The organism is Paraburkholderia sp. MM5482-R2 (assembly GCF_050436125.1).
Classification (GTDB): Bacteria; Pseudomonadota; Gammaproteobacteria; order Burkholderiales; family Burkholderiaceae; genus Paraburkholderia; species Paraburkholderia tuberum.
Genome location: NZ_JBNDLP010000002.1, coordinates 1,450,448 through 1,477,077 on the forward strand (window position 1 = coordinate 1,450,448; position 26,630 = coordinate 1,477,077).

A 26,630-nucleotide genomic window follows, 5' to 3' on the forward strand; every position below is an offset into this window, starting at 1 on the left:
ATGTCCACGATACTCAATGAAAACCTGCTGTTGGCAATTCCGCTGGCACCGCTCGCTGGTTCCCTGATTGCGGGGCTGTTCGGCAAGGCAATAGGGCGGGCGGGTGCGCATTCGGTCACGATCCTCGGCGTCGCGATTTCGTTCATCCTGTCGGTCATGGTCTTTTTCCAGGTGATGGACGGCGCGAGCTTCAACGCGACCATTTATCAATGGATGTCAATCGGCAAGACCCAGCTCGAAGTCGGTTTCCTGGTCGACTCGCTGACCGCGATGATGATCTGCGTGGTGAACTTCGTGTCGCTGATGGTGCATATCTACACGATCGGCTACATGGCCGACGACGACGGCTACCAGCGCTTCTTCTCGTACATCTCGCTGTTCACGTTCTCGATGCTGATGCTCGTGATGAGCAACAACTTCCTGCAGCTGTTCTTCGGCTGGGAAGCGGTGGGTCTCATGTCGTACCTGCTGATCGGCTTCTACTTCAAGCGTGAGAGTGCGATCTACGCGAACATGAAGGCGTTTATCGTGAACCGCGTCGGCGACTTCGGTTTCCTGCTCGGCATCGGTTTGCTGTTCGCGTTCGCCGGCTCGATGAACTACGGCGAAGTCTTCGCGAAGCGTACCGAACTCGCGGCGCTGAACTTCCCGGGTACCGACTGGGGCCTGCTGACGGTGGCTTGCATCTGCCTGTTCATCGGCGCGATGGGTAAGTCGGCTCAGTTCCCGCTGCACGTGTGGCTGCCGGACTCGATGGAAGGCCCGACGCCGATCTCCGCGCTGATTCACGCGGCGACCATGGTGACGGCCGGTATCTTCATGGTCACGCGCATGTCCCCGCTCTTCGAACTGTCGGATACGGCGCTGTCGTTCGTCATGGTCATCGGTGCGATTACCGCGCTGTTCATGGGTTTCCTCGGGATCGTCCAGAACGACATCAAGCGTGTGGTCGCTTATTCCACGCTGTCGCAGCTCGGTTACATGACGGTCGCGCTCGGCGCGTCGGCATATTCGGTCGCCGTGTTTCACCTGATGACGCACGCGTTCTTCAAGGCGCTGCTGTTCCTCGGCGCGGGTTCGGTGATCATCGGCATGCATCACGATCAGGACATGCGCAACATGGGCGGCCTGCGCAAGTACATGCCGATTACGTGGATCACGTCGCTGATCGGTTCGCTCGCGCTGATCGGCACGCCGTTCTTCTCGGGCTTCTACTCGAAAGACTCGATCATCGACGCGGTGAAACTGTCGCATCTGCCAGGCTCGGGTTTCGCGTACTTCGCCGTGGTCGCAAGCGTGTTCGTGACCGCGTTGTATTCGTTCCGTATGTATTTCATGGTGTTCCACGGTGAGGAGCGCTTCCGCAATCCGAAGCACCCGGAATCGCCGATGGGCGCGGAGGCCGAGTCGCATGGGCATGACGACCATGGTCATGGTCACGACGACCACGCTCACGAGCCGCACGAAACGCCGTGGGTCGTGTGGGTGCCGCTCGTGCTGCTGGCGATTCCGTCGATCGTGATCGGCGCGATCGGCGTCGGTCCGATGTTGTTCGGCGACTTCTTCCAGCACGGCGTCGCGTTCGACAAGGTGATCTACATCAGCGAGAACCATCCGGCGCTGCATGAGATGACCGAAGAATTCCAGGGCTGGGCGTCGATGGGTCTGCACTCGGTGTCGGGCCTGCCTGTGTGGCTCGCGCTCGCAGGCGTGGTGGTCGCATGGTTCCTGTATCTGGTCCGTCCGGATCTGCCCGCTGTCATCAAGCGCGCATTCGGCCCGATCTACACGTTGCTCGATAACAAGTACTACATGGACAAGATCAACGAAGTCGTGTTTGCGCGGGGCGCGGTGGCCATTGGCCGGGGTCTGTGGAAGGAAGGCGACGTGGTCGTGATCGACGGCATCGTCAACGGCAGCGCACGCTTTATCGGCTGGTTCGCGAGCGTGATCCGCTTCCTCCAATCCGGCTACATCTACCACTACGCGTTCGCCATGATCATCGGCATGCTGGGGCTCCTGACCCTGTTCGTAACGCTCGGCGGCAAATAAAGGCGAGGGACACCCATGCACGCTTATCCGATTCTGAGCATCGCGATCTGGTTGCCGATCTTCTTCGGTCTGCTGGTTCTCGCGATCGGCAACGACGAGAACCCCGCCCCCGCGCGCTGGATTTCGCTGATCGGCTCGGTTCTGAGCTTCCTCGTCACGCTGCCATTGATCACCAGCTTCGATTCGAGCACCGCCGAGCTGCAGTTCGTCGAGCAGGCGAACTGGATCGAGCGCTTCCACATCACGTATCACCTCGGCGTGGACGGCATTTCGATGTGGTTCGTTGCGTTGACCGCGTTGATCACGGTGATCGTCGTGATCGCGGCGTGGGAAGTGATCACGAAGAACGTCGGCCAGTACCTCGCGGCCTTCCTGATCCTGTCGGGCATCATGGTCGGCGTGTTCAGCGCGGCCGACGGCCTGTTGTTCTACGTGTTCTTCGAAGCGACGCTGATCCCGATGTACATCATCATCGGCGTGTGGGGCGGGGCGAACCGCGTGTACGCGGCATTCAAGTTCTTCCTGTACACGCTGGCGGGCTCGCTGCTGATGCTGGTTGCGCTGATCTATCTGTACAACCAGACCGGCTCGTTCGACATCGCCACGTGGCAGCACGCGCAGATTGCGATGACGCCGCAGGTGCTACTGTTTATCGCGTTTTTCCTGGCCTTCGCGGTGAAGGTGCCGATGTGGCCGGTGCACACGTGGTTGCCGGACGCGCACGTGGAAGCGCCGACCGGCGGCTCGGTCGTGCTGGCCGCGATCATGCTGAAGCTCGGTGCGTACGGTTTCCTGCGCTTCTCGCTGCCGATCACGCCTGATGCGAGCCATTTCCTCGCACCGGTCGTCATCACGCTGTCGCTGATCGCGGTGATCTACATCGGTCTCGTCGCGATGGTGCAGGCCGACATGAAGAAACTGGTCGCGTATTCGTCGATCGCGCACATGGGCTTTGTCACGCTCGGCTTCTTTATCTTCAATCAGCTCGGCGCGGAAGGCGCGATCGTGCAGATGATCTCGCACGGTTTCGTGTCGGGCGCGATGTTCCTGTGCATCGGCGTACTGTACGACCGCATGCACTCGCGTCAGATCGCCGATTACGGCGGCGTCGTCAACGTGATGCCGAAGTTCGCGGCATTCGTGATGCTGTTCGCGATGGCGAATTGCGGCTTGCCGGGCACTTCCGGTTTCGTCGGCGAATTCATGGTCATTCTGGCCTCCGTCCAGTACAACTTCTGGATCGCGAGTGGCGCGGCGGTCACGCTGATTCTCGGCGCGGCCTACACGCTGTGGATGTACAAGCGCGTGTACTTCGGCGCGGTCGCGAACGACCACGTGAAGAACCTGCTCGACATCGACCGTCGCGAATTTTTCATGCTGGCTGTGCTCGCCGCACTGACGCTGTTCATGGGCCTGTACCCGAAGCCCTTTACCGATGTGATGCACGTATCCGTGGAAAACCTCCTCTCCCACGTTGCCCAATCGAAGCTGCCGTTGCCTCAGTAACGACGAGCGGAGGAATTTAAGACCATGCAAAACGCCCCTATGACTGCTCTGTTGCCCGACGCACTGGTGATGTTCGCCATTGTCATCGCGTGGCTCAACGACACGTTCGTCGGCCAGGAGGGTCGCCGTACCACGTATTTCATTGCGTTCTTCTCGACGCTCGTCGCCGGGATCTGGTTCGCGATCAATGCGTTTGACCCGCAAGTGCATTACTTCTTCGATCACATGTACGTGGTCGATCCGTTCGCCAATGTGATGAAGGCAGTGGTGTCGCTCGGCTATGCGGTGACGATCGTTTATTCGCGTCGCTACCTCGAAGACCGTAGCCTGTTCCGCGGCGACTTCTTCCTGCTCGGCATGTTCTCGCTGCTCGGCCAGATCGTGATGATCTCGGGCAATAACTTCCTGACGCTGTATCTCGGTCTGGAACTGATGTCGCTGTCGCTGTACGCGGTGATCGCGCTGCGTCGCGAAGTGGCGTCGTCGAACGAAGCGGCGATGAAGTACTACGTGCTCGGCGCGCTGGCTTCCGGCTTCCTGCTGTACGGTGTTTCGATGCTGTATGGCGCGACCGGCTCGCTCGACCTGAACGAAGTGTTCAAGGCGATCAGCACGAGCCACTACGATCCGACCGTGCTGCTGTTCGGCGTCATCTTCATCGTGGCGGGCGTGGCGTTCAAGATGGGTGCGGTGCCGTTCCATATGTGGGTGCCTGACGTGTACCAGGGCGCACCGACGGCGATGACGCTCATCGTCGGCGGCGGCCCGAAGGTCGCGGCGTTCGCGTGGGGTCTGCGTTTCCTCGTAATGGGCCTGCTGCCGCTGGCGGTCGAATGGCAGCAGATGCTGGTGATTCTGGCGGCGCTGTCGCTGATCGTCGGCAACATCACCGGGATCGTGCAGCGCAACGTCAAGCGGATGCTCGCGTATTCGGCGATCTCGAACATGGGCTTCGTGCTGCTCGGCCTGCTCGCCGGCGTGGTCGACCAGAAGACCACGGGCGCCGCGAACGCGTACGGCTCGGCGATGTTCTACAGCATCGTCTACCTGATCACGACGCTCGGCACGTTCGGCGTCATCATGCTGCTCGCGCGCCGCGACTTCGAAGCGGACACGCTGGAGGACTTCAAGGGCCTCAATCAGCGCAGCGCGGTATTCGCGTTCGTGATGATGATCATGATGTTCTCGCTCGCGGGTATTCCGCCGGCAGTCGGCTTCTATGCGAAGCTCGCCGTGCTGCAAGCGACGATGAACGCCGGCCTGACCTGGCTCACCGTGCTCGCCGTGATCACGTCGCTGTTCGGCGCGTTCTACTACCTGCGTATCGTCAAGCTGATGTACTTCGACGAGCCGCAAGACAAGTCGCCGATCGTGGCGGACACGAGCACGCGCGCGTTGCTCGCGTTGAACGGCGTCGCCGTGCTGGTGCTCGGTATCGTGCCGGATCCGCTGTTGCGCGCCTGCTTGCAGGCGATCCAGCACACGCTGCTGCTCTGATGTCCGCTGCGGGCTGGTTTATCGTGCTGTTGGCGCTGGTCGGCGCCAACCTGCCGTTCCTGAATCAGCGCCTCTTCGCCGCGGTGCCGTTGAAAGCGGCGAAGAAAAGCGCCTGGCTCCGGATTGCCGAATTGATCGTGCTGTATTTCGTGGTCGGCGCGCTGGGCTTTTTGCTCGAAGCGCGCGCGGGAAATCGCTTCGAGCAGGGCTGGCAGTTCTACGCGATCACGTTCGCGCTGTTCGTCGTGTTCGCTTTCCCCGGCTTTACCTTCCAATATCTCGTCAAACGCCGCTGACGGCGTCTCGCCGTCGCGCGCGCCTGGCTGTTCTGAGGTCCGCACATGGCTGAGCTTCCCAATCACGACGCCGCGCTAACCGAGACTTGTATCGACAGCAAGACGGTCCATCAAGGACCGTTCATGACGGTCAAGTACGATACGGTCCGACTGCCCGACGGCAAACAGGCAACGCGCGAATACGTTCAGCATCCTGGCGCCGTCATGGTGATCCCCTTGTTCGACGACGCTCGCGTGCTGCTCGAAAGTCAGTATCGCTATCCGATGGGCAAGGTGATGGTCGAATATCCGGCCGGCAAGCTCGACCCGAACGAGGGCGCGCTGGCCTGCGCGGTCCGGGAACTGCGCGAGGAAACCGGCTATACCGCGCGCGAGTACGTGTACCTGACTCGGATTCACCCGATCATTTCTTACTCGACCGAATTCATTGATATCTATCTCGCGCGGGGCTTGACCGCGGGTGAGCGCAACCTCGATGAAGGCGAGTTTCTCGAACTTTTCACCGCGACCGTGGAGCAGGTATCCGAGTGGGTGCGCACGGGCAAGATCACCGATGTGAAGACGATCATCGGTACCTTCTGGCTCGAGAAAGTGCTGTCGGGTACGTGGCCGACCGAGGCGCCCGAAACGGTATAAGTTCGCGTCTGCCCGGTAGCTGATCCGCGTTGCAGGTGAACGGAGCCCCTGTTGGTCGATGACCGGCAGGGGCTTTTCATTGGCTTCGCGGTTTCTTTCTGGCTCGAAAAATAAGCCGTCTCCTATGCCATCTGGCTGGCTCGTCGTGGCGCCGGCGGCCGGCTAATATGAACCTCTCGATCACCGAATTCGTCGTCGATTCTGTTTTGGATGACTGAAGTTAAAGATCGCAGTGATCTCATTTCTGCTCCAGCACAGGTTGTCAATTGACAACCTGTGCTGGAGCGACTAAATTGGAGGTCTCGATGGTTCGAGCAAGGCACATGAAGAAAGAGATCGAGGCCGCATTGGCATACGCGGAGCAGCACGGCTGGCGCGTTCAGGACGGCGGAAGAGGTCATGCGTGGGGAAAAATCCATTGCCCGTACAGAGACGCCGAATGTCGTTGCGGGGAGTTCTGTATATCGAGCGTCTGGAGTACGCCGAAGAATGCCGGCAATCACGCCAGGCACTTGCGGCGCATCGTCGGCAACTGCACGGCACGGCGCTAGTGGGTTCGTAGGTATCACGCAGGTATCAAGCAGGTATCGAGCAGGAATCGCAACAACCTGGGCTCAACGAAGACAGGAGTAACGTATGGAATATGTGTTCACGTTGAAATACCGCCTCGCCGCGGAAGAATGCGATGCAGACGCAATCGTCGAGCGGTTGGGCGAAGCGGGGTGCGACGACGCCACGATTGGCGTCGGGCAACCCGGCCGCCTCGGGCTGCTTTTCACCCGTGAAGGCGCGAGCGCGCTCGCGGCTGTCACCAGCGCGCTCAAGGACGTGAAAGGTGCGGTGCCGTCCGCGCAGCTGATCGAGGCGGGACCTGACTTCGTAGGGCTGACCGACGTGGCCGAGGTGGCCGGCGTGTCGCGGCAAAACATGCGCAAGCTGATGCTGAACAACGCAATCGACTTCCCGTCACCGGTCCACGAAGGCAGTGCGTCGGTGTGGCATCTGGCGGACGTGCTCGAATGGCTGACCGCGCGCGGCGGGTACGAGATTGAGGTCGGTGTGGCGGATGTCGCAAAACTCGCGAAGCAGATCAATCTGACGAAGGAGGCCCGTCAGATTGAACCGCGTGTGAGCCGTCAACTGAGCAATCTCGTGGCGTAGCAGTGCGCCGCAAGCGGGCCGTAGAGCGGAGCAGATGTGGCACCGCTTACTAGCCGGGCCGCCTTCGGCAGCACCTGCCGTAAAGCGTTAAAATCGCCCACCCGCGTCATATTCCCTTGCGGCCGCTGGCGGTTGCACGCCGCCTCTAAAGTTTTGCGAACGATCGTTCACAAATTTCCATTTTGCGCTAAACTGGCACGCAAGCCCTGATTCCATATGAAGGTCCTCGATTTACAGTGTCCGCATGGCCATCGGTTTGAAGGCTGGTTCGCTTCGACCGATGACTTCGAGTCGCAGCAGTCCCGCAAGCTCGTCGAATGTCCGATCTGCGGTGCGAACGAGGTGAGCCGTTTGCCTTCGGCACCGCGTCTGAATCTGTCGGGCGCGACCGACTCCAAGGTGCCGGCGGGCGTGGAGCAAATGCAGGCGCACATGATGCGCGCGCTGCGCGAGGTACTGGAGAAGACGGAGAACGTGGGCGACCGCTTCGCCGAGGAAGCACGACGCATTCACTACAACGAAGCGCCTGTGCGCAGTATTCGCGGTGTCACGACACCGGAGGATGCGCGTGCCTTGGTCGAGGAAGGCATCGAAGTGATGCCGCTGCCGGTCCCAGCTGCGCTGAAGGAACCACTGCAATAGCGCGGTGGCTCCAGGCGGCCGGGCGGTGGCGGCCAGGAGACACTACGCATGAATCTGGACTATTCCCCCGCTGAAGACGCGTTCCGCGCCGACATCCGCGCCTGGCTCGAAGCGAATCTGCCTCGCGAGCTGAGCGACAAGGTTCTCAATCACAAACGGCTTTCCCGCGAAGACTTCGCAAGCTGGCACAGGCTGCTCGGCACGCGAGGCTGGTCGGCGGTCGCGTGGCCGCGCGAATACGGCGGCCCCGGCTGGGACGCGACGCAACGACATATCTGGGAAGAAGAGTGCGCGCGTATCGGCGCACCTTCCGTGCTGCCTTTCGGTGTGTCGATGGTTGCGCCGGTGCTGATGAAGTACGGTAACGAGGCGCAGAAGCGCCACTATCTGCCGCGTATTCTCGACGGCACGGACTGGTGGTGTCAGGGCTACTCGGAACCGGGATCGGGTTCCGACCTTGCGTCGCTGCGCACCCGCGCGGAGCGCGTCGGTGATCATTACGTGGTCAACGGCCAGAAGACCTGGACCACGCTCGGCCAGCACGCCGACATGATGTTCTGCCTCGTGCGCACCGACAGCGGCGCCAAAAAGCAGGAGGGCATCTCGTTCCTGCTGATCGATATGAAAACCCCGGGCATCACGGTGCGGCCCATCATCACGCTCGACGAAGATCACGAAGTCAACGAGGTGTTCTTCGAGGACGTCAAAGTGCCGGTCGACAATCTCGTCGGCGAAGAAAATCGCGGCTGGACGTACGCGAAATATCTGCTCGGCCACGAGCGTACCGGCATTGCGCGAGTCGGAGCGTCGAAGCGTGAGCTGGCGTTTCTGAAGCGTGTCGCGCTGAATCGGAAAAAGAACGGCAAGCCGCTGCTGCACGATCCGGTGTTTGCGGCGAAGGTAGCGAGTCTCGAAATCGAGTTGATGGCGCTGGAAGTCACCGTGCAACGGGTGGTAGCCAACGAGGCGGGCGGTCGCGGCCCGGGCCCGGAAGCGTCGATGCTGAAGATCAAGGGCACGGAAGTGCAACAGGGGCTCACCGAGCTGATGTTCGAAGCAATCGGCCCGCTGGCCGCGCCGTTGGACGTGCCGTTCCTCGAAGGCGAACGCGAGCACAGTCTTGCCGGCGACGACGATGCCGCGCCGCTTGCCGCGTACTACTTCAACTTCCGCAAGACGTCGATTTACGGCGGCTCGAACGAAATTCAAAAGAACATCATCGCGCAGATGATTCTCGGACTTTGAGGAGCGGCGCATGGACTTCACTTTCAACGACGAACAACAGCAATTTGCCGATGCGCTGCGCCGCTATCTCGACAGGAGCTACGGCTTCGAAGCGCGCCAGCAGATCGTGCGCTCGGAGGCGGGCGTATCGGCTGTGCACTGGGCCGCGTTCACCGAACTGGGGCTGACCGCGTTGCCGGTGCCCGAAACGCAGGGCGGCTTCAACGGTGGTCCGATCGACATGCTCGTGGTCATGCAGGAGCTCGGTCGCGCGCTCGTCGTCGAGCCGTTTTGGGCGACCGCGGTCGGCATCGAAGCGCTGCGCCTTGCCGGCACCGGCACCGGCGACGGCGAAGATGCCGCGCTACTCGAACGGGCGGCCCAGGGCGAAGCGAGGCTGGCCGTGGCGTTTCACGAGCCGCATGCGCGCTACGATCTGTTCGAAGTCGCGACGACCGCGAGCGGGCAGGGTGCGCAGCAGACGCTGAGCGGCACCAAATCGGTCGTGCTGCACGGCGCGCAGGCGGACCACTGGATCGTGCCGGCGCGCCTCGATGGCGAGATCGCACTCTTTGTCGTCGCGCGTGACGCGGCCGGCGTCACGCTCACCGAGTACCGCACGATCGACGGTCAACGCGCCGCGACGCTCGAATTCAATGGCACGCCCGCGCGCCGGCTCGCCGGCAAACACGCGGGGGCGGCAACCCTCGAGCAGATCGCCGACTACGGCACGCTGCTGCTGTGCGCGGAAGCGCTCGGCGCGCTCGACGCGCTCAATCACGCCACCGTCGAGTACACCAAAACGCGCCAGCAGTTCGGCCAGCCGATCGCGCGTTTCCAGGCGTTGCAGCATCGCATGGTCGAGATGCTGATCCACGCGGAGCAGGCGCGCTCGATCACGTATCTGGCCGCGATGCGCTACGCGAGTGAAGACGCGAACGAGCGCCGTCGAGCGATCTCCGCGGCAAAAGTTCGGGTCGGCCAGGCCGCGCGTTTCGTTGGTCAACAGGCGGTGCAGTTGCACGGCGGCATGGGTGTCACGAACGAAGTGGCGGCCGCGCATCTTTTCAAGCGCCTCGCGATCATCGAGACCACGCTCGGCGACGTCGATCATCATCTCGCGCGGTTTGCCACGCTGCCCGGATTTGCGGTCGCCGAAGACTGATCGGGCCGTTCCACCGGACAAAGGAGGTGCACGATGAAAATCAGTTTCGAAGACATGGAAGTGGGCTCGAGCCGCGAAATCGGCAAGCACATGTTCACGCGCGAGGAGATTGTCGAGTTCGCGCAGAAGTTCGATCCGCAGCCGTTTCATCTCGACGAAGCCGCCGCGGCCGAATCGCCGTTCCGCGGCCTCGTCGCGAGTGGTTGGCACACCTGCTCGGTAATGATGGGCATGCTCGTGCGCAAGGTACTGGCGGATTCGACATCGATGGGTTCGCCCGGGATCGACGAGATCCGCTGGCTCAAGCCGGTACGAGTCGGCGACACGATCACGATGATGAACGTCATCGTCGACAAGCGCGTGTCGCAGAGCAAGCCGGATCGCGGCATCGTGTCGACACGCTGGGAGGGCATCAATCAGCACGGCGAAACGGTGATCACCGTGCGCTCGAACGGCATGTTCGGCCTGCGCAATCCGGGAGCGGCGGCATGACGGCGAGCGCGGCGACGCCAGTCGCTTTCGACAATGCGGGTGCTTTGCGCGCGCTCATTGGCGCCGAGCCGCTCGTCAGCGAATGGCTGAGCGTCGATCAGGAGAGGGTCGACCGTTTCGCCGAGGCAACCGGCGATCATCAGTGGATTCACATCGATCCCGAGCGGGCCAAACGCGAATCGCCGTTTGGCGGCCCGGTCGCGCATGGGTTTTTGACGCTGTCGCTGATTCCGGCTTTGCTCGGCAAAACGGTGAAGATCGAGCAGCGCATGGGTGTCAACTATGGCTTGAACCGCGTGCGTTTCGTGTCGCCGGTACTCGTGGGGTCGTCGCTGCGCGGGAAGTTTGCCGTCGAGTCGGTGACCGACGTCGACAACAGCGGTGTGCAACTCGCGTGGAACGTGACGCTGGAGCGTCAGGGCAGCGAACGACCGGTGTGCGTCGCGGAGTTCATCACGCGGCATTACTTCTAGCGTTTTCCCTTCGCAGACGAAATGAAAAAGCGCGAGCCGGCAGGCATGCCGCTCGCGCTTTCGGTTTGTGTCGAGCCGCGTCAGCGAGACGACCGAAACTAGTGTTTCGCGTACTGCGTCGCGCCAAACAGGATCTCTTTCGCCTTGTCGTCCATCAGCGGCGCGCGCGCCGACGCCAGCACGTCGACGCCGCGCACCACCGCCGGCCGCGCAGCGATCTCTTCATGCCAGCGCTTCACGTTCGGCAAGGTATCGAGCTCGATGCCCTGGTTTTTCCACGAACGGGTCCACGGAAACGCGGCGATGTCCGCGATCGTATAGTCGTTGCCGGCCAGGTAACGCGTCTTGCCGAGTTGCGTGTCCATCACGCCGTACAGACGTCGCGCCTCATTGGTGTAGCGATTGACCGCGTATTCGATCTGCTCGGGTGCATACACGCGGAAGTGATGCGTTTGCCCCAGCATCGGACCGAGGCCGCCCATCTGGAACATCAGCCATTGCAGTGCCGCGTAGTGCGCGGCCGGATCGCTCGGTAGAAACTTGCCGGTTTTCTCGGCCAGATAAATCAGGATCGCGCCCGATTCGAATAGCGCGAAAGGTCGGCCGTCGGCGCCTTTCGGACCTTCGGAATCGACGATCGCGGGAATCTTGTTGTTGGGACTGATGGCGAGAAATTCCGGCTTGAACTGGTCGCCGGCACCGATGTTCACGGCATGCACGTTGTAGGGTAGGCCCGTTTCCTCGAGCATGATATGAATCTTGTGGCCGTTCGGGGTCGCCCAGCTATAGACGTCGATCATCCTGGCTCCTTTGTTCGTCGAAGCGGCGCCGCAAAGAGGGCGCCGCCGTTGCCGAAAATTAGAGCATAGATCGCGCGACGCTGCTTGCCGCGGGCTCAGTCCCCACGCTCACACCGAGCCGAAGCACTCAAACGCGTGTGACCGGCATCTCAACGCGAGCCGCCGAGCCCGCATCCATATGACGCGCAAGTTCGAGCTTGGCGATCGCGTTGCGATGCACTTCGTCGGGGCCGTCGGCGAAACGCAGCGTGCGCGCCGACGCATAGGCATACGCGAGCGGAAAATCGTCGCTGACGCCGCCGCCGCCATGCGCCTGAATCGCCCAGTCGATCACCTGACACGCCATGTTCGGCGCGACCACCTTGATCATCGCGATCTCGCCGCGCGCGCCCTTGTTGCCGACGGTATCCATCATGTACGCCGTCTTCAGCGTGAGCAGACGCGCCTGCTCGATCATGCAGCGCGCCTCGGCAAGACGCTCCTGCGTGACCCCTTGCGACGCCACCGGCTTGCCGAACGCGACACGTTGCAGCGAGCGCTTCACCATCAATTCGAGCGCGCGTTCGGCGAGACCGATCAGGCGCATGCAGTGGTGGATGCGTCCCGGGCCGAGACGGCCTTGCGCGATCTCGAAGCCGCGGCCTTCGCCGAGCAGCATGCTGGTAGCGGGCACGCGCACGTTGTCGAGTGTGATCTCCATGTGGCCGTGCGGCGCGTCGTCGTAACCGAACACCGTGAGCGGGCGATGCACGGTGATGCCGGTGGCGTCGGCGGGCACGAGGATCATCGACTGCTGCTGATGGCGCGGCGCGTCGGGATCGGTCTTGCCCATCACGATATAGACCTTGCAGCGCGGATCGCCCGCGCCCGACGACCACCACTTGTGACCGTTGATCACGTAATGGTCACCATCGCGCACGATGCTGGTCTGGATGTTCGTCGCATCCGACGACGCGACCTCGGGCTCCGTCATCAGAAACGCCGAACGGATCTGCCCTTGCAGCAGCGGTTCGAGCCACTCGCGCTTGTTCTCTTCGCTGCCGTAGCGCTCGATCGTCTCCATGTTGCCGGTGTCCGGCGCGTTGCAGTTGAACACTTCCGGCGCCCACGGCACGCGGCCCATGATCTCGCACAGCGGCGCGTATTCGAGATTCGTCAGGCCCGCGCCGCGCTCCGATTGCGGCAGGAACAGATTCCACAGACCGGCCTCGCGCGCCTTCTGCTTGAGTTGCTCGACCAGTTCGGTCGGCACCCATGCGTTGCCGTTCTGGCGGTTGCGCGCGATCTCCGCATAGAACGCCTGTTCGTTCGGGTAAATGTGCTCGTCGAAAAAGGCGAGCAGTTTTTCGCGCAACGCCTGGACCTTCGGGGTGTAATCGAAATTCATCTTGGACCTCGCGGGTAACGGACTGCGAATGATGGGGAGCAGGGCGCGCCCTTGTGTCTAGAGAACCTTCTGCGCATAGTGCCAGGCGAGTTCGGCCATCGGCTTCGCACGCCGGCCGGCGTCGAGCGCCTGCGCGTTCGATGCGGTACCGTCGACGACGCGCTTCATGATCCCTTGCAGGATCGCTGCGATGCGGAACATGTTGTAGGCCAGATAGAAATTCCAGTCGCCACGAATCTCGAAACCGGTGCGTTGGCAATAGCGCTCGACGTACCGCGCTTCATCGGGAATGCCGAGCGCGGCCCAATCGAGTCCCGCGATGCCGCGGAACTGCGTCGGGTCGACATGCCACGCCATGCAGTGGTAAGCAAAGTCGGCGAGCGGATCGCCGAGCGTCGACAGTTCCCAGTCGAGCACCGCGAGCACGCGCGGCTCGTTGCGATCGAAAATCAGATTGTCGAGCCGGTAGTCGCCATGCACGACCGACACGCGCTCGTTCGTTTCGGCCGGCATATGCTGCGGCAGCCATTCGATCAGCCGGTGCATCGCGTCGATCGGCTCGGTCTCGGACGCCAGATACTGCTTGCTCCAGCGGCCGATCTGGCGCGCGAAGTAATTGCCTGGCTTACCGTAGTCGGCGAGGCCGGCGGTGGCGGCGTCGACACTGTGCAACGCCGCGATCACGCGATTCATTTCGTCGTAGATCGCCGCGCGCTCGGTGGGCGTCATGCCGGGCAGCGATTGATCCCACAGCACGCGACCTTCCACGAACTCCATCACGTAGAACGCGCGACCGATCACGCTTTCGTCCTCGCACAGCGCGAGCATGTGTGCGACCGGCACGTCGGTGTCGGCGAGCGCGTGCATCACGCGATATTCGCGTTCGATCGCATGCGCGGACGGCAGCAGCTTCGCCGCGGGCCCGGGCTTCGCGCGCATCACGTACGCGCGCGACGGCGTGATCAGCTTGAACGTGGGATTGGATTGTCCGCCCGCGAATTGCTCGAGCGTGAGCGGCCCCTCGAATCCGTCGACATGTCCGGCCAGCCACGCGGCGAGCGCGTCGTTGTCGAAGCGTTGCCGCTCGTTGACCGGGCGGGTGCCCTCGAAAGCCGAGTAGTCCTGTCTGCGTGCCGGTTCGCCGGTCTGCGTGGCTTGCGCCATGTGTCTCCTCCAGTTCGGTGTCAGCTACGCTGGTATCGGATGAACTGTGCGTAGAGCATTTCCATCGTGGTGTTGCGAACGTCGCGATGCAACGGCGACGGCGGTGAATAGTTGAGCATGCGCAGCACCCAGTCGCGCGGCGCGGCGCCGACGTCGAGCGCATTGATGCAGCCGGTCGCCTGCGCCAGATGACCGAAGAACGTGCGGCCGCCGGCCGTCAGCGCGTGCGACAGGATCGCGCGATTGACGCCGCCGTGCAGCACCAGCAACGCGGTGTCCCACGACGTGTCTTCGCGCAGCGCCGTGACGGCCGGCAGAACGCGATCGAACAGCTCGCCGATCGTTTCGCCGTCGAGAAAGCGCATGCTCTCCGGCACGATGCCGTCGAACACGCCGAGAAACGCCGCCTCGATATCGCTCGGCGGAATGCCGCCGAGCCGTCCGCCGCGAATTTCTCGCCACGCGGGCTCGATTTCGGGCTCGATCTGCTGACCCGTTTCTGCAAGCACGCACCGCGCGGTTTCGATCGTGCGGGGCAAGCCGCTGACGATCACGCGGTCAAAGCGCACCTGCTGTTCGGCGAACACGCGGCCCGCCGCGCTCGCCTGCTCGCGGCCGTTCGCGTTCAGCGGTACGGTTTCAGGATCGATCGCGCGGCCGGAGTCGTCGAAGTAGGTGACGTCGCCGTGACGCATCAGGAAGATGCGGCGCCGTTTCGGCAGTTGGTAGTCGGGCATGTCGGGCGGCTCTCTCGTCGTTTATTTGTAGATCGGTGCGCGTTTTTCGAGGAACGCGGTGATGCCTTCGAGACCGTCGCGATGATGCAGCGACGCGACGAAGTTGTCGCGCTCGGCGACCAGATGATCCGCGAGCGGCTGCGTACCGGCCGCGGCGATCAGCCCCTTGATGCGCGCGACCGAATTGGGCGAAATCGCGCCGAGCTCGTCGGCCCAGGCGAGCGCGTCATCGAGCGCGGTGCCGGCTTTGGTGAGCCGGTTGACGACGCCGAGTTCGTGCAGACGCGCGGCGCCGATCGGCTTGGCTTCGATCAGTACCTCGGTGGCCAGCTGGCGCGGCAGCGCCTCGGCGAGAAACCACGAGCCGCCGCCGTCGGGCGTCAGACCGACGCGCGCGTAGGACATCGCGAATTTGGCGTTGTCCGCGGCGACGATCAGATCGCAGGCGAGCGCGAGCGAAAATCCCGCGCCTGCCGCCGCGCCTTCCACCGCGGCAATGACCGGCTTCGACGATAGCCGCAGTGCCGAAATCCATTGAGCGAGCATGTCGATGCTATCGGCTTGCACGGAGGGATCTTTCGCGCGATTTTCGAGCAGGCGGTTCAGGTTGCCGCCTGCGCAAAAGAAGTCATCGGCGCCGGTGATCACGACGGCGCGAATCGACGGATCGCGCTCGACGGTATCGAATGCCTCGATGCCCGCGGCGTACATGTCCGGATGCAGCGCGTTGCGCGCACCGGGGTTCGACAGCGTGAGGACCAGCGTGGATTCGCTGCTGGCCGGGCGTGAAGCGAGCAGGGCGGCGCTCATGATTGGGTCTCCGTTGGGATGTCGGCGGCGTCGCGCTGCGTGAGCGCGAGGCCGAGTTGCGCGCGTCTTGCGAGCCATGGCGACGGACGGTAGCGCGGCTCGCCGAGCACGCTGTGCATGTTGCGCAGGATCGTGAGAATGGTGGTGGCGCCGAGCGCGTCGCCGAGCGCGAGCGGTCCGCGCGGATAGCCAAGGCCGAGCATGACGGCGAGGTCGATGTCCTCCGGCGTCGCGATCTGCTTCTGCGCGATGTCGCAGCCGATGTTGACGATCGTCGCGACCACCCGCTGCGCGACGAAGCCGGTCGAATCGCGGATCACGGTGACGGGGATGCCGTCGGCGGCGAACAGCGCATGCGCGCTATCGCGCGCGGCGCGTGTCGTGGCCGGTGTGGTCATCAGCGTGCGGCGTTGCGCGCTGAGGAGCGGGAACAGTGCGTCGACGGCGACGACGCGGCTCGCGTCGAGCGCTTCGTCGACCGCGGCCGTGGTCGCGTCGTGGCCGAACGGCGTGACGAGGATCAGCGAACCGGCGGCGGGCGTCGCGCCTTCGTCGAGCTTTACGCCCGCTTTGCCGACCAGTTGCACGACGGCCTCATACGCGTCGCGGTAGCGTTGGCTGACCCACACGCTTTGCGGCAGCGTGGTCGGCGCGGGCGCTTCGGCGGCAACCTGCTGCTTGCCGTCCACGTAGCGATAGAAACCTTCGCCGCTCTTGCGGCCGAGCAGTCCGCCCGACAGCCGCGTGCCCGTGATCGGCGACGGCGTGTAACGCGGTTCTTCGTAGAACTGGTGATAGATCGACTCCATCACCGGATGCGACACGTCGAGCGCGGTCAGGTCCAGCAGCTCGAACGGCCCGAGGCGAAAGCCGGCCTGCTCGCGCATGATGCGGTCGATGTCCGCAAAGCTCGCGACGCCTTCGCCCGCCACGCGCAAGCCCTCGGTATTCATGCCGCGGCCCGCGTGATTGACGATGAAACCCGGCATGTCCTTCGCGCGCACCGGCGTGTGGCCCATGCGGCGCGCGAGATCCATCAGCGCGTCGCCGGCTTCGGGGTCGCTGCGCAGGCCGTCGATCACTTCGACGACCTTCATCAGTGGCACCGGATTGAAGAAGTGATAGCCGACCACGCGCGACGGATCGGTGCAGCCCGCGGCAATCGCGGTGATCGACAGCGACGACGTATTCGACGCGAGGATGCAGCGGCCGCTGACCACGGTTTCGAGCTCGCGAAACAGCGCCTGCTTCACCTCGAGCTTTTCGACGATAGCCTCGACGACGAGATCGCAGCCGACCAGTTCGCTGATCGCCTGCACGCCGCTCACGTTGGCGAGCGCGGCGAGCGAGCGCGACTGCTCCAGCTTGCCTTTGGCCGTCAATTTGGCGAAAGTCTCCGCGAGATAGTCGCGCGCGGCGCCGACGGCGGCCGCGTGGGTGTCGTAGAGCCGCACGCGCAGGCCAGCGAGCGCCGCGATTTGCGCGATACCGCGGCCCATCGCGCCGGTGCCGACGATGCCGATGGTCTCGATGCTGAAATTGCGAGAGTTCATTGTGATGCCCGACTCCATGGTTATTTTAGAATAGCACGATCGTGCAATTTCTTGGATGATTCGATGGAAAGCCGCTGCTTCAACCTCGACGCGCGGTCTCACACACCATGACACAAGGAGACACCCCATGATCAAGCTGTGCGGTTTTGCGCTGTCCAACTACTACAACAAGGTCAAGTTCGTGCTGCTCGAACATGGCATCGAGTTCGAGGAGCAGTTCGTGAAGCCGAGTCAGGAAGAAGCGCTGCTCGAGCATTCGCCGCTCGGCAAGGTGCCATATCTGCAGACCGAGCACGGCGACCTCTGCGAGTCGCAGTGCATCGTCGAATATCTGGCTGCGCGTTTTCCCGACAAGCGGATCTTCTGCGCCGATCCGTGGCAGGCCGCCAAGGAACGCGAAATGATCTTTTTCGTCGATGTACATCTCGAGCTGACAGCGCGCAATCTGTACAAGGAAGCGTTTTTCGGCGGCACGGTCAGCGACGCGACGAAAGGGCGCGTCGAGCAGCTGCTCACGCATCACATCGCCGGTTTCAAACGGATCGCGAAGTTCTCGCCGTATCTGTGCGGCGAGCAATTCAGCGTGGCGGATACCGCCGGCTACGTGAGCCTGCCGCTCGTCGGTATGGCGACACAGACCATTTACGGCCGCGATCTTCTGCTCGAAGCGGGGATCGACTGGAAGCGCTACGTAAAGACGATCAACCCGCGGCCGGCTGCGCAGCGCGTGACGGAGGATCGCAAGGCCTGTGTCGCGGCGTCGCGTGCGTCCTGAGGGAATGAGCGCAGTGCCATGAAGCGCGCATGGTTGCGAAGCGCACACCCGTGCCGCGCAGCGCGATGGCAAGTAACGTGGGTTCGTTCGTGGCATCGCGCAAGGCATCCTAGAGCCGCGCGAGCCGTTCGAGCGCGGTAGCGAGCGTGCCTTCCTGCTTGGCGAAGCAGAAGCGCACCACGCCCGACTCGTGCGCCTCGTGATAGAACGCCGAGACCGGAATCGCCGCGACGCCGATTTCGCCGGTCAGCCATTGCGCGAATTCGGCTTCGGGCAGGTCGCTGATCGCCGAATAGTCGACGCATTGAAAATACGTGCCCGTGCACGGCAGCAGCCTGAAGCGCGAATTCGCGAGGCCCGCGCGGAAGAAATCGCGCTTGCGCTGATAGAACGCCGGTAGCTCCACGTACGGCGCCGGGTCCTTCATGTAATTGGCGAGGCCGATCTGCATCGGTGTGTTGACGGTGAACACGTTGAACTGGTGCACCTTGCGGAACTCGGCGCTCAGCGCGGCGGGCGCGGCCACATAGCCGACCTTCCAGCCCGTCACGTGGTAGGTCTTGCCGAAGCTCGACACGACGAAGCTGCGCTGCGCGAGTTGCGGATAACGCGCGACGCTTTCATGCGGCGCGCCGTCGTAGACCATGTGCTCGTACACCTCGTCGGACAGGATCAGCACGTTGGTGCCGCGCACGATCTCCTCGAGCTTGCGCATGTCCTGTTCGCGCCACACGGTTCCGGTCGGATTGTGCGGCGTATTGATCATGATGAGCCGCGTCTTCGGCGTGATCGCGGCGGCGAGCTTGTCGAACGGGATGGCGTAATCGGGTGCGTCGAGTGTGACGAAAACCGGCTTGCCGCCCGCGAGTTCGATCGACGGCAGATAGCTGTCGTAGGTCGGTTCGATCACGATCACTTCGTCGCCGGGATGGACAGTGCAAAGAATCACGGTCAGCAACGCCTGTGTGGCGCCCGCGGTCACGGTGATTTCTCTATTGGCGTCGTAGTGGCGGCCGTACAGATTCGCGATCTTGTCCGAAATCGCCTGACGCAGCGGCAGCACACCGGCCATCGGCGGATACTGGTTGTGACCGTCGCGCATCGCGTTCGCGACCGCGTCGACGATGCGCGGATCGCAGGCGAAGTCGGGAAAGCCCTGACCCAGATTCACCGCGCCTTTTTCCGCGGCGAGCGCGCTCATCACGGTGAAAATCGTCGTGCCGACGTTCGGCAGGCGAGACGGAAACGTGGGGCTCGTGGGCGTGTCGTGCGGTGCGTTCATGGCGTCGTGGGTAGCAGGGCGATAAGGTGGGCCGGTTCTCGAACTGTCGTTGCGAAGGGCGAAGCCTGATTGTAGGGAATCGCGACACGCTGTGCGCGCCGCGGGTGTCACGTTGATCGTCAGAAGCCGCCTGACGATGAACCTTCAACATGCGCTCGGCTCAACGCGCCGCACGGACGGTCGGATTCACGCGTTGACGGGCTCGCCCCCAGCATTCTGCGCGATGCCGATTGCCGCGACGAACGGTGCCGGTTGCGCGATCCTGAAGCCGAAGTCGCGCGCGATCCGTTTCGCGAGCTTCAGCACCGCACGGTCTTTCGACACGAGCCAGTCGGCCTGCGCCGCATGCGCAAGCTCGAGAAACTTCTGATCGTCGCGATCCTTGCATTGGGGCAGCGGCCGCGCGTCGGCGGCGGACTCGGTCGGCTCACACGGCTTAACCAGTTGCGCCAGCCGCGCGACGACCGCGAGCGCAGCGGCTTTGTCGACATTGCGGTGCGCGAACTGCGGATAGTCGAGCACGTAGGCGAGCTCGGCGAGGCAGCGCGCGTCGATCAGCGCGGCGAGCGTGCCCCTTTCGAGCGCGGCGGCGATCGGCCGCGTGTGCGGGTCGTCGAATACGAGTATGTCGATCCAGACATTGGAATCGAGTACGACGCGCAACGCGCCGCTTGAGGCGAGGGAACCGGGCATTCGTTACAATCGGGCTTTCGTCTTTGACCGCCAGGCACGGCGTGCCTGCAAGCCTCTATGATAATCGTTCTGTCGCCGGCGAAATCGCTCGACTACGACACCCCGCCGCACGTCAAAAAGCACACGATCCCCGATTTCGTCGATGACGCCGCCGAACTGATCAGCGGCCTGCGCCGTTTGTCGCCGCAACAGATCGCTTCGCTGATGAGCATTTCCGATCAGCTCGCGCACCTCAATTTTCAGCGCTACGCGGACTGGTCGCCGCAATTCGGCACGCACAACGCCAAGCAGGCGGTGCTCGCTTTCAACGGCGACGTGTACGAAGGTTTCGATGCGAAGACGTTGTCGTCGGCCGATCTCGACTATGCGCAGAATCACGTGCGGGTGCTGTCGGGCCTCTACGGCCTGCTGCGTCCGCTCGATCTGCTGCAGCCGTACCGGCTCGAAATGGGCACGCGTTTCGTCAACCCGCGCGGCAAGGATCTGTACGCGTTCTGGGGCGAGCGGATCACGCACGCGTTGAACGCGCAGTTGAAGAAGAATGCGGCCACCTCGCGCGTGCTGGTCAATTGCGCATCGGGCGAATATTTCAAGTCGGTCAAGCCGAAGCTGCTCGACGCGCCGGTCGTCACGCCGGTGTTCGAAGACTGGAAGGGCGGCCGCTACAAAATCATCAGCTTCCATGCAAAACGCGCGCGCGGCTTGATGGCGCGTTTCGCGGTGGAAAATCGCCTCGATCGTCCCGAGCAGTTGAAGGACTTCGAGACCGAAGGCTACGCGTTCAGTGCCGAAGCCTCGAACGACTCCACTTTCGTATTTCGCCGCCGCGTTGCGGAATAAGCGTGCCGCTGCGCTAAAAAGGCAGCGTGAATTCAGGCAGGGAAGACTCCGATGACGTTATCGATTACGAGCAATTTCGACGCAGGCGCAGTTGATGTGTTGTCCTGCGAGGACGCCGGCAATATTCGCCTGCGCGTACGGCCCGACAGCCACGCCGAGTTTGCGCAGTGGTTCTATTTCCGCCTGTCGGGCGCGGCGGGCGAGCGCTGCGTGATGACCTTCGAGAACGCCGCCGCGTGCGCGTTCGCGGAGGGCTGGCGCGACTATCGGGCGGTCGCGAGCTACGACCGCGTGAACTGGTTTCGCGTGCCGACGTCGTACGACGGCCGCGTGCTGACGATCGACCATACGCCCGATTTCGACAGCATCTACTACGCGTACTTCGAACCGTACAGCGAGGAGCGTCATGCCGAGTTTCTCGGCGCCGTGCAGCAGATGCCGCACGCGTCGCTGACCGAACTCGGCAAGACGGTCGAAGGCCGGCCGATTTCGCTGCTCACGCTCGGCACGCCGCCCGCCAACGATGCCGCCAACGCCGCGCCCAAAAAGAACATCTGGCTGATTGCCCGGCAGCATCCGGGCGAGACGATGGCCGAATGGTTCATCGAGGGGTTCGTGAAGCGCCTCGTCGGTTGGGGCGATTGGGCGGGCGACCCGGTCGCGCGCAAGCTCTACGATCATGCGGTGTTTCACATCGTGCCGAACATGAATCCGGACGGCAGCGTGCGCGGCAATCTGCGCACCAACGCGGCCGGCGCGAACCTGAATCGCGAATGGATGGAACCGGACGCCGCGCGCAGTCCCGAGGTGCTGGTGGTGCGCGACGCGATTCATGCGATAGGCTGCGACCTGTTCTTCGATATTCATGGCGACGAGGCATTGCCGTATGTGTTCGTCGCGGGCTCCGAAATGTTGCCGGGCTTCACCGAGCGGCAGGGCCGCGAGCAGACGGCGTTCATCGAGGCGTTCAAGCACGCGAGTCCGGATTTTCAGGACAAGTATGGCTATGCGGCGAGCAAGTATCGCGAGGATGCGTTGAAGCTCGCGTCGAAGTACATCGGCAACGAATTCGGCTGTCTGTCGTTGACGTTGGAAATGCCGTTCAAGGACAACGCAAATCTGCCCGACGAGCGGGTCGGCTGGAACGGCGAGCGCAGCGCATCGCTTGGCGCCGCAATGTTGCAAGCGATCCTGCGACACGTGGAGACGTTCGCCTGAAGAAGCGGACGGATGGACACAAAGAACGAGGCACGCACGGCAAAAGTGCGTGCCTCGTTTTTTATTGGGGCGACTGATCGGACGTTGGCGCGGCTCGATCAGCGCCAGATGTCATTGGCTCTTCTTCTTCGAGCTCTTGTTTGCCGATTTGCTCGACGTCGTGCGCGACGATTGGCCCGAGCCTGTCTTCGACGACTTCTTCGACGTCTTGCCGCCGACCGCATGCTTGCCTTTGCCGCCTTTGTGCTTGCCCGATCCCGCGCTATGCGCGCGGTTTGGCGGTACCGGATCGTTCCAGCTGAACGCGAGCATCTGCGAGCCGACGTAGCCGCAGCGGAATTTCAGATCGGCCGGCTCGCCCGAGTTGTCCTGGCGCACGCCGACGCCCTCGACGGTGACGATGCTGTCCACCTTGACGCGCTGCTTGCCTTCGTCGAACGAGTCGTTCCATGGTGTGACCGACGAGTGCGCACTGTCGAACGAACTGGACGGGAATTCGACGTGGTCGAAAGCGGTCGACGTGCTCGCGACGAAGTCGCCATGCGCGGCGCAGTCCGCGACGAGCGGATCCGCGTGCATTTCGGTGATAAATCTTTTGACGAGGTCGTTGTGCTGTTCGAGCTGATCAGCGAGTGCGGGAGCCGCGCAGATGAGCGAGAGACTCGCTGCGCAGGCTGCCAACCGGCCGATCACCCGCAGCAACCGGCTCGGTACATTGGTGCGATCCATCTAGTTCTTTAGACGCAAATGGGAGATGAGGCAAATAAGATGCCCCGCGCAAGGGTTGAGTTCAATGTTGCTGCAAATATTCTGCCTTGTCCTGGCGGGGACGCCCGGAAAGTCTCCGGTGACGAGGCGCTGATTATCACAGATGCGCCGCACGCGACGTCAAAGCGCGCATTCTCAGGTGCGCGGGCCGCCCAGACGATAGCGCCGCACGTCGTAGGTGGTCACCCATGCGGGACGGTAGACCGCGATCAGCGCGGTCGCCATGCCAGTGAACCATGCTTCGCCGGTGGCGAGCAGCAGCACGCTGAGCGCGTAGCCGATTGGCACCACGGTCATCGAACCGCCGGACACGACGATATGGATGCCGAGCGCTGCCGCGGCCGTCAACGACACGGCAATGGCGGGCGAAACGAAGCCCTGGCCGAAGATGAACATGAAAAGATTGCGCGGTAGCCACGCGGTGCAGATGCGCTGGAGCAAGGTCGAGATGGCGACGGGCAGGGCTCCATACACGAGGAACGTCAGCGCGATGCCCTGCCACGGCGCATCGAAGACGACGGCGGCCAGACCCGCGACCACCGCCATCGCGATCAGGGCGAGCCCCCAGTCGAACAGCGTGACGACGAGCGTGGCGCCGAGCAGGTGCATCACGGTGCCGTCGTCGAGCCAGGCGTTGCTCGACCACAGCACCGACACCGCGACGATTATCGCGAGCCAGACATGCTGGAGCGTGCCGTCCTGAAGTCTTTTGAAAGGTTTTTTCCACAGCGCGAGCGCGATCACCATCGCAGTGGCAATCCAGCCACCGACAGCGACCCAAAACGGAAGCGGTGTGTAGAGGAAACCCATGTGTCTCATATTACTCGTTGGACGACAAAAGGTGTGAGCGGATTCCATGCCAGCCCACCCTCGACGCCGCGCGCATGCGGACGTTCCAACCCATGCGCGCGGCGTGCCCCGCGCCCCGGGTCATGCGGAACCCGGCCCGACCGACTTCCGCGCGGGCCGGCCGGGTGGGGCCTCACCGTACGACGTGGCGGGCTCCGCGGCCATCGGTAGCGCGCTGCTGGTGTCGCTGCCCGGCAACGGATACTGGAAGCGCGCACGTGTGCGGCGCCGGAGCGGAACCGGGCCAGGCTGCCCGCGGATGACCGGCCGCGCGCTGTGCTCGCCGTTGTTGCGCAGCACTTGCAAATGATTCGTGAGCCATCCGTTGTAAAGCGCGACCGCGGCGGCGCGATTGGGCGCACCAAGTTGCTGGAATATGCTCGTCAGGTGGATCTTGACCGTACCTTCGCTAATGCCGAGCGTGCGCGCGATCATCTTGTTGGTGCTGCCCATGTGCACGCAGCGCATGATCTGCTCCTGCCGCGGTGACAGCCCGCCCGAGAGCTTGTTGCGGCGGGGCGGCGGACTTTCTTCGTCGAACGTACGGATCGCGGTGTCGGTCGGCAGCGGCGGATCGATCGCCAGCGCGCCGGGCGGCACGTAGTGACCGCCGAGCAGCACCATTTCCAATGCGCGCACGATCAGGCAGGGATCGGTGTCGCGTGGAACAACGCCGAGCACACCTTCGTCCATCAGCGCGCGCACGAGCGCGGGCAAAGTCCCGTCGGTGAGCACGCTAATGCGCAGGTCCGGAAAGTGGCTGAGCAACGCGCGCACCTGCGCAACCGACATCCAGTCCTCCCAGTCGATCACGACGAGATCAGGCCGATAACGCTTGAACGGACGTTCGAGCAGACGCCATTCATCGGCCTCTGTGAAGCGTGCCAGCCGGTCGATCTGCCGCAGCAAGGCCTTGAGTCCATCACGTCGTTCTGCGTTTGAATTGAGAATCGCGAAGCGCATGCATGTCTCCAGATGTATCGGGCGAAATGGCGCGACGCATCTGTGGGACTCGTGGAGCTGACTCGATCACGGCGATGCGTCACCGTGCCTATGATGACAAATTCCCTTCGTTTTGACGGCTGTCCAAAAGGCATAAGAAATGCGGACAATCAACAAAAAAGCCCCGTATATACGGGGCTTTTTTGCGATAAGGCAGGGATGTCGACTTCGGTGTCAATGGAAATGGGGTTGCGCGGGCTCGGCGTCTTCGGGCATTTCCGCGTGGACGATTTCGCCGAGCGGGTCCGCATACAGCGGCACGCCGCAGTCGTCGCAATATTCCGGCTCGAAGCGGCCCGCGTGGCGGCGCACATCCGTGATGCCGGTTTCCTTGAGCAGCGCGACGATTTCCTCGAGCGGTTCGTCCGAGCCGGTGATTTCCTCCGGCTCCTCGTCGATGCCCGCCTCGCCGTTTTCGCGGCCGTAGAGTGGCCACACGACACCGTAGATCACGTCGTTGCTGCCCTTGCGCGTGAAGCCGACGCGGTACTCGTCGATGCGCCGTTCGCCGAAGCCGGCGACCACCGCGCGCAGATCCTGCGGCGCCGCGCCAATAGTGTCGAAAAGATAACGCACGGCGGTACGCACGGTGTGCGGACGCACACTTTCATCGGCGTCGCGGCACGCCGAGTAGTACGCATCCGGCAGCAGACATTCGAATTCGCAGCCCGGCAGCACGACCGACAGATTCGCGCCGCCTTGGGTGGCCCATTGCTCGAGACATTGGCCGCGCTCGATGCGAGTGCCGTGCTCTTCTTCCTGCCAGCGGAACGTCGCGTCGCCGACGGGAGCGGCGACTACGGCGAGCAGAAAGCGCGGGTCCGCCAGAATCGGCGAGGTCTCCGGCAGTTCGCCGAAATTGAGCTTCGCGTTGCCGCCGCTGACCGCGGCTTGCGCAAGTTGCTGGGCGATGCGCCACGTTTCGACGTGATGGCGCGGCAACTGGTCGATGCTGAACAGGAATGGAGCCATTGCCACGCGCGTGTTGGCAGCGAGCACGTGCGCTTGCAGGTGTGCGCGCAGGGCGTCGGCGGCGTCGGACTTGAGCGGGCCGGACGGAATCACGTAGCGGGTCCAGGCGAGCACAGGCGCGGCGATCAACAGCGCTTCATAAGACACGCCTTCATGTTCGATCACGAACGATTCGCTGTGCGTTTCCGCCATGTCGGCCAGCGCGCCGTAGGCATCCGGATGGTTTTGCTGCAGATGGTCGAGCGCGGCGTCCAGCGTAGTCTGGTTGGCGTTGCGCACGACTTTGGCCAGCAGCGCGTCGAGCTTCGCTTCCCAGAAGCGATCTTCGGTACGGCTGCCCGACGCGAAAAGCGCGAGCGAGAGACCGACGAGCTTGTCGGCGTCGGGAGGGAGACGTTTGGTGATTCGCGAGCGCATAAATCCAGAAAAATTGGGGGCACGGAACCTTATATTCTAGTCTTTTCCAGGCAGCTATATGGATTGGCCAGCAATCTCCGGGCAATTTGGGCGCTTTCATCTCAAAAAATGCGGTCGCCACCGGCACAGTCGCAAGCGACTCGCAACACCCTGGCGGGATGGTATAAGACACCTCGGACGCCCAACTCGCTTCTATACTGACGGCGTTCAGCGGGCGCC

At 63.0% G+C, this 26,630-nt stretch carries 27 protein-coding genes; 15 read left to right on the forward strand and 12 right to left on the reverse strand.

What is annotated here, in order from left to right; all coding sequences use genetic code 11:
* The 12 genes from nuoL to OKW37_RS09635 all read left to right on the forward strand — a co-directional run bounded on the left by nuoL (window position 1) and on the right by OKW37_RS09635 (window position 11,144).
* Window positions 1-2,052, forward strand: a complete 2,052-nt coding sequence (gene nuoL / locus OKW37_RS09580) for an NADH-quinone oxidoreductase subunit L (RefSeq protein ID WP_184059316.1) — start codon at window positions 1-3, stop codon at window positions 2,050-2,052.
* Window positions 2,053-2,067: 15 nt separating this feature from the next.
* Window positions 2,068-3,558 carry an NADH-quinone oxidoreductase subunit M gene (locus OKW37_RS09585; RefSeq protein ID WP_090803779.1) on the forward strand — a complete coding sequence of 497 codons (1,491 nt, stop codon included), beginning with the start codon at window positions 2,068-2,070 and terminating at the stop codon, window positions 3,556-3,558.
* Window positions 3,559-3,582: 24 nt separating this feature from the next.
* Window positions 3,583-5,055 (forward strand): NADH-quinone oxidoreductase subunit NuoN, encoded by a 1,473-nt coding sequence (gene nuoN / locus OKW37_RS09590; protein WP_035470481.1) that lies wholly within the window; start codon window positions 3,583-3,585, stop codon window positions 5,053-5,055.
* Window positions 5,055-5,351: a DUF2818 family protein gene (locus OKW37_RS09595; protein ID WP_018420024.1), complete on the forward strand. Its 297-nt coding sequence runs from the start codon at window positions 5,055-5,057 to the stop codon at window positions 5,349-5,351. Before nuoN ends, OKW37_RS09595 begins: the two co-directional genes overlap by 1 nt.
* A 45-nt stretch (window positions 5,352-5,396) precedes the next feature.
* Window positions 5,397-5,987: an NUDIX domain-containing protein gene (locus OKW37_RS09600; RefSeq protein ID WP_090803782.1), complete on the forward strand. Its 591-nt coding sequence runs from the start codon at window positions 5,397-5,399 to the stop codon at window positions 5,985-5,987.
* Between the two features lie 305 nt (window positions 5,988-6,292).
* Window positions 6,293-6,538, forward strand: coding sequence for a hypothetical protein (locus tag OKW37_RS09605; protein WP_090805657.1), 246 nt, complete (start codon window positions 6,293-6,295; stop codon window positions 6,536-6,538).
* Window positions 6,539-6,623: 85 nt separating this feature from the next.
* A complete protein-coding gene (locus OKW37_RS09610) occupies window positions 6,624-7,148 on the forward strand; it encodes a helix-turn-helix transcriptional regulator (protein ID WP_184059308.1) in 525 nt (174 codons plus the stop codon).
* A 216-nt stretch (window positions 7,149-7,364) separates the two neighbouring features.
* Window positions 7,365-7,790, forward strand: a complete 426-nt coding sequence (locus OKW37_RS09615; protein ID WP_090803785.1) for a DUF1178 family protein — start codon at window positions 7,365-7,367, stop codon at window positions 7,788-7,790.
* Between the two features lie 48 nt (window positions 7,791-7,838).
* A complete protein-coding gene (locus OKW37_RS09620; protein ID WP_429406810.1) occupies window positions 7,839-9,035 on the forward strand; it encodes an acyl-CoA dehydrogenase family protein in 1,197 nt (398 codons plus the stop codon).
* Between the two features lie 10 nt (window positions 9,036-9,045).
* On the forward strand, window positions 9,046-10,179 hold the full coding sequence (locus OKW37_RS09625; protein WP_429406808.1) for an acyl-CoA dehydrogenase family protein: 1,134 nt from the start codon (window positions 9,046-9,048) through the stop codon (window positions 10,177-10,179).
* Window positions 10,180-10,212: 33 nt separating this feature from the next.
* Window positions 10,213-10,671 carry a MaoC family dehydratase gene (locus OKW37_RS09630; RefSeq protein ID WP_090803790.1) on the forward strand — a complete coding sequence of 153 codons (459 nt, stop codon included), beginning with the start codon at window positions 10,213-10,215 and terminating at the stop codon, window positions 10,669-10,671.
* On the forward strand, window positions 10,668-11,144 hold the full coding sequence (locus OKW37_RS09635; RefSeq protein WP_090803792.1) for a MaoC family dehydratase: 477 nt from the start codon (window positions 10,668-10,670) through the stop codon (window positions 11,142-11,144). Before OKW37_RS09630 ends, OKW37_RS09635 begins: the two co-directional genes overlap by 4 nt.
* Before the next feature lie 98 nt (window positions 11,145-11,242).
* Here the strand turns inward: OKW37_RS09635 and OKW37_RS09640 are convergent, their stop codons facing one another.
* The 6 genes from OKW37_RS09640 to OKW37_RS09665 all read right to left on the reverse strand — a co-directional run bounded on the left by OKW37_RS09640 (window position 11,243) and on the right by OKW37_RS09665 (window position 17,595).
* The gene (locus tag OKW37_RS09640; RefSeq protein ID WP_429406806.1) at window positions 11,243-11,944 is read right to left on the reverse strand and encodes a glutathione binding-like protein; all 702 of its coding nucleotides are present in this window, start codon (window positions 11,942-11,944) and stop codon (window positions 11,243-11,245) included.
* A 127-nt stretch (window positions 11,945-12,071) separates the two neighbouring features.
* Window positions 12,072-13,331, reverse strand: a complete 1,260-nt coding sequence (locus OKW37_RS09645; RefSeq protein ID WP_429406804.1) for an acyl-CoA dehydrogenase family protein — start codon at window positions 13,329-13,331, stop codon at window positions 12,072-12,074.
* A gap of 57 nt (window positions 13,332-13,388) precedes the next feature.
* Complete coding sequence (locus OKW37_RS09650) at window positions 13,389-14,495, reverse strand: phosphotransferase (RefSeq protein WP_184059299.1); 1,107 nt, start codon at window positions 14,493-14,495, stop codon at window positions 13,389-13,391.
* 20 nt (window positions 14,496-14,515) lie between these two features.
* Complete coding sequence (locus OKW37_RS09655; protein ID WP_184059297.1) at window positions 14,516-15,232, reverse strand: histidine phosphatase family protein; 717 nt, start codon at window positions 15,230-15,232, stop codon at window positions 14,516-14,518.
* Between the two features lie 21 nt (window positions 15,233-15,253).
* The gene (locus OKW37_RS09660; RefSeq protein WP_184059295.1) at window positions 15,254-16,042 is read right to left on the reverse strand and encodes an oxepin-CoA hydrolase, alternative type; all 789 of its coding nucleotides are present in this window, start codon (window positions 16,040-16,042) and stop codon (window positions 15,254-15,256) included.
* Window positions 16,039-17,595, reverse strand: coding sequence for a 3-hydroxyacyl-CoA dehydrogenase (locus OKW37_RS09665; RefSeq protein ID WP_429406801.1), 1,557 nt, complete (start codon window positions 17,593-17,595; stop codon window positions 16,039-16,041). Before OKW37_RS09665 ends, OKW37_RS09660 begins: the two co-directional genes overlap by 4 nt.
* A gap of 127 nt (window positions 17,596-17,722) precedes the next feature.
* On the opposite strand from OKW37_RS09665, the gene OKW37_RS09670 reads away from it, so the two are divergent.
* Complete coding sequence (locus OKW37_RS09670) at window positions 17,723-18,370, forward strand: glutathione S-transferase (RefSeq protein WP_429406799.1); 648 nt, start codon at window positions 17,723-17,725, stop codon at window positions 18,368-18,370.
* A gap of 109 nt (window positions 18,371-18,479) precedes the next feature.
* Here OKW37_RS09670 and OKW37_RS09675 read toward each other — a convergent pair whose 3' ends face one another.
* Window positions 18,480-19,652: a pyridoxal phosphate-dependent aminotransferase gene (locus OKW37_RS09675; protein ID WP_429406797.1), complete on the reverse strand. Its 1,173-nt coding sequence runs from the start codon at window positions 19,650-19,652 to the stop codon at window positions 18,480-18,482.
* A gap of 186 nt (window positions 19,653-19,838) precedes the next feature.
* Entirely contained in the window at window positions 19,839-20,345 is a 507-nt protein-coding gene (locus OKW37_RS09680; protein WP_429356892.1) for a putative toxin-antitoxin system toxin component, PIN family, read from the reverse strand.
* A 57-nt stretch (window positions 20,346-20,402) separates the two neighbouring features.
* On the opposite strand from OKW37_RS09680, the gene yaaA reads away from it, so the two are divergent.
* On the forward strand, window positions 20,403-21,185 hold the full coding sequence (yaaA, locus tag OKW37_RS09685; protein WP_184059287.1) for a peroxide stress protein YaaA: 783 nt from the start codon (window positions 20,403-20,405) through the stop codon (window positions 21,183-21,185).
* A 51-nt stretch (window positions 21,186-21,236) separates the two neighbouring features.
* Window positions 21,237-22,403, forward strand: coding sequence for a M14 family metallopeptidase (locus OKW37_RS09690; RefSeq protein WP_184059284.1), 1,167 nt, complete (start codon window positions 21,237-21,239; stop codon window positions 22,401-22,403).
* A gap of 111 nt (window positions 22,404-22,514) precedes the next feature.
* Here OKW37_RS09690 and OKW37_RS09695 read toward each other — a convergent pair whose 3' ends face one another.
* The 4 genes from OKW37_RS09695 to OKW37_RS09710 form a co-directional block, all read right to left on the reverse strand.
* A complete protein-coding gene (locus OKW37_RS09695) occupies window positions 22,515-23,132 on the reverse strand; it encodes a BspC domain-containing protein (protein ID WP_429336051.1) in 618 nt (205 codons plus the stop codon).
* Between the two features lie 174 nt (window positions 23,133-23,306).
* A complete protein-coding gene (locus OKW37_RS09700) occupies window positions 23,307-23,981 on the reverse strand; it encodes an energy-coupling factor ABC transporter permease (RefSeq protein WP_184028785.1) in 675 nt (224 codons plus the stop codon).
* Between the two features lie 120 nt (window positions 23,982-24,101).
* The gene (locus OKW37_RS09705; protein ID WP_090803814.1) at window positions 24,102-24,983 is read right to left on the reverse strand and encodes a response regulator transcription factor; all 882 of its coding nucleotides are present in this window, start codon (window positions 24,981-24,983) and stop codon (window positions 24,102-24,104) included.
* A 213-nt stretch (window positions 24,984-25,196) separates the two neighbouring features.
* Window positions 25,197-26,411 (reverse strand): DUF2863 family protein, encoded by a 1,215-nt coding sequence (locus OKW37_RS09710; protein WP_184028728.1) that lies wholly within the window; start codon window positions 26,409-26,411, stop codon window positions 25,197-25,199.
* Window positions 26,412-26,630: the final 219 nt, after the last annotated feature.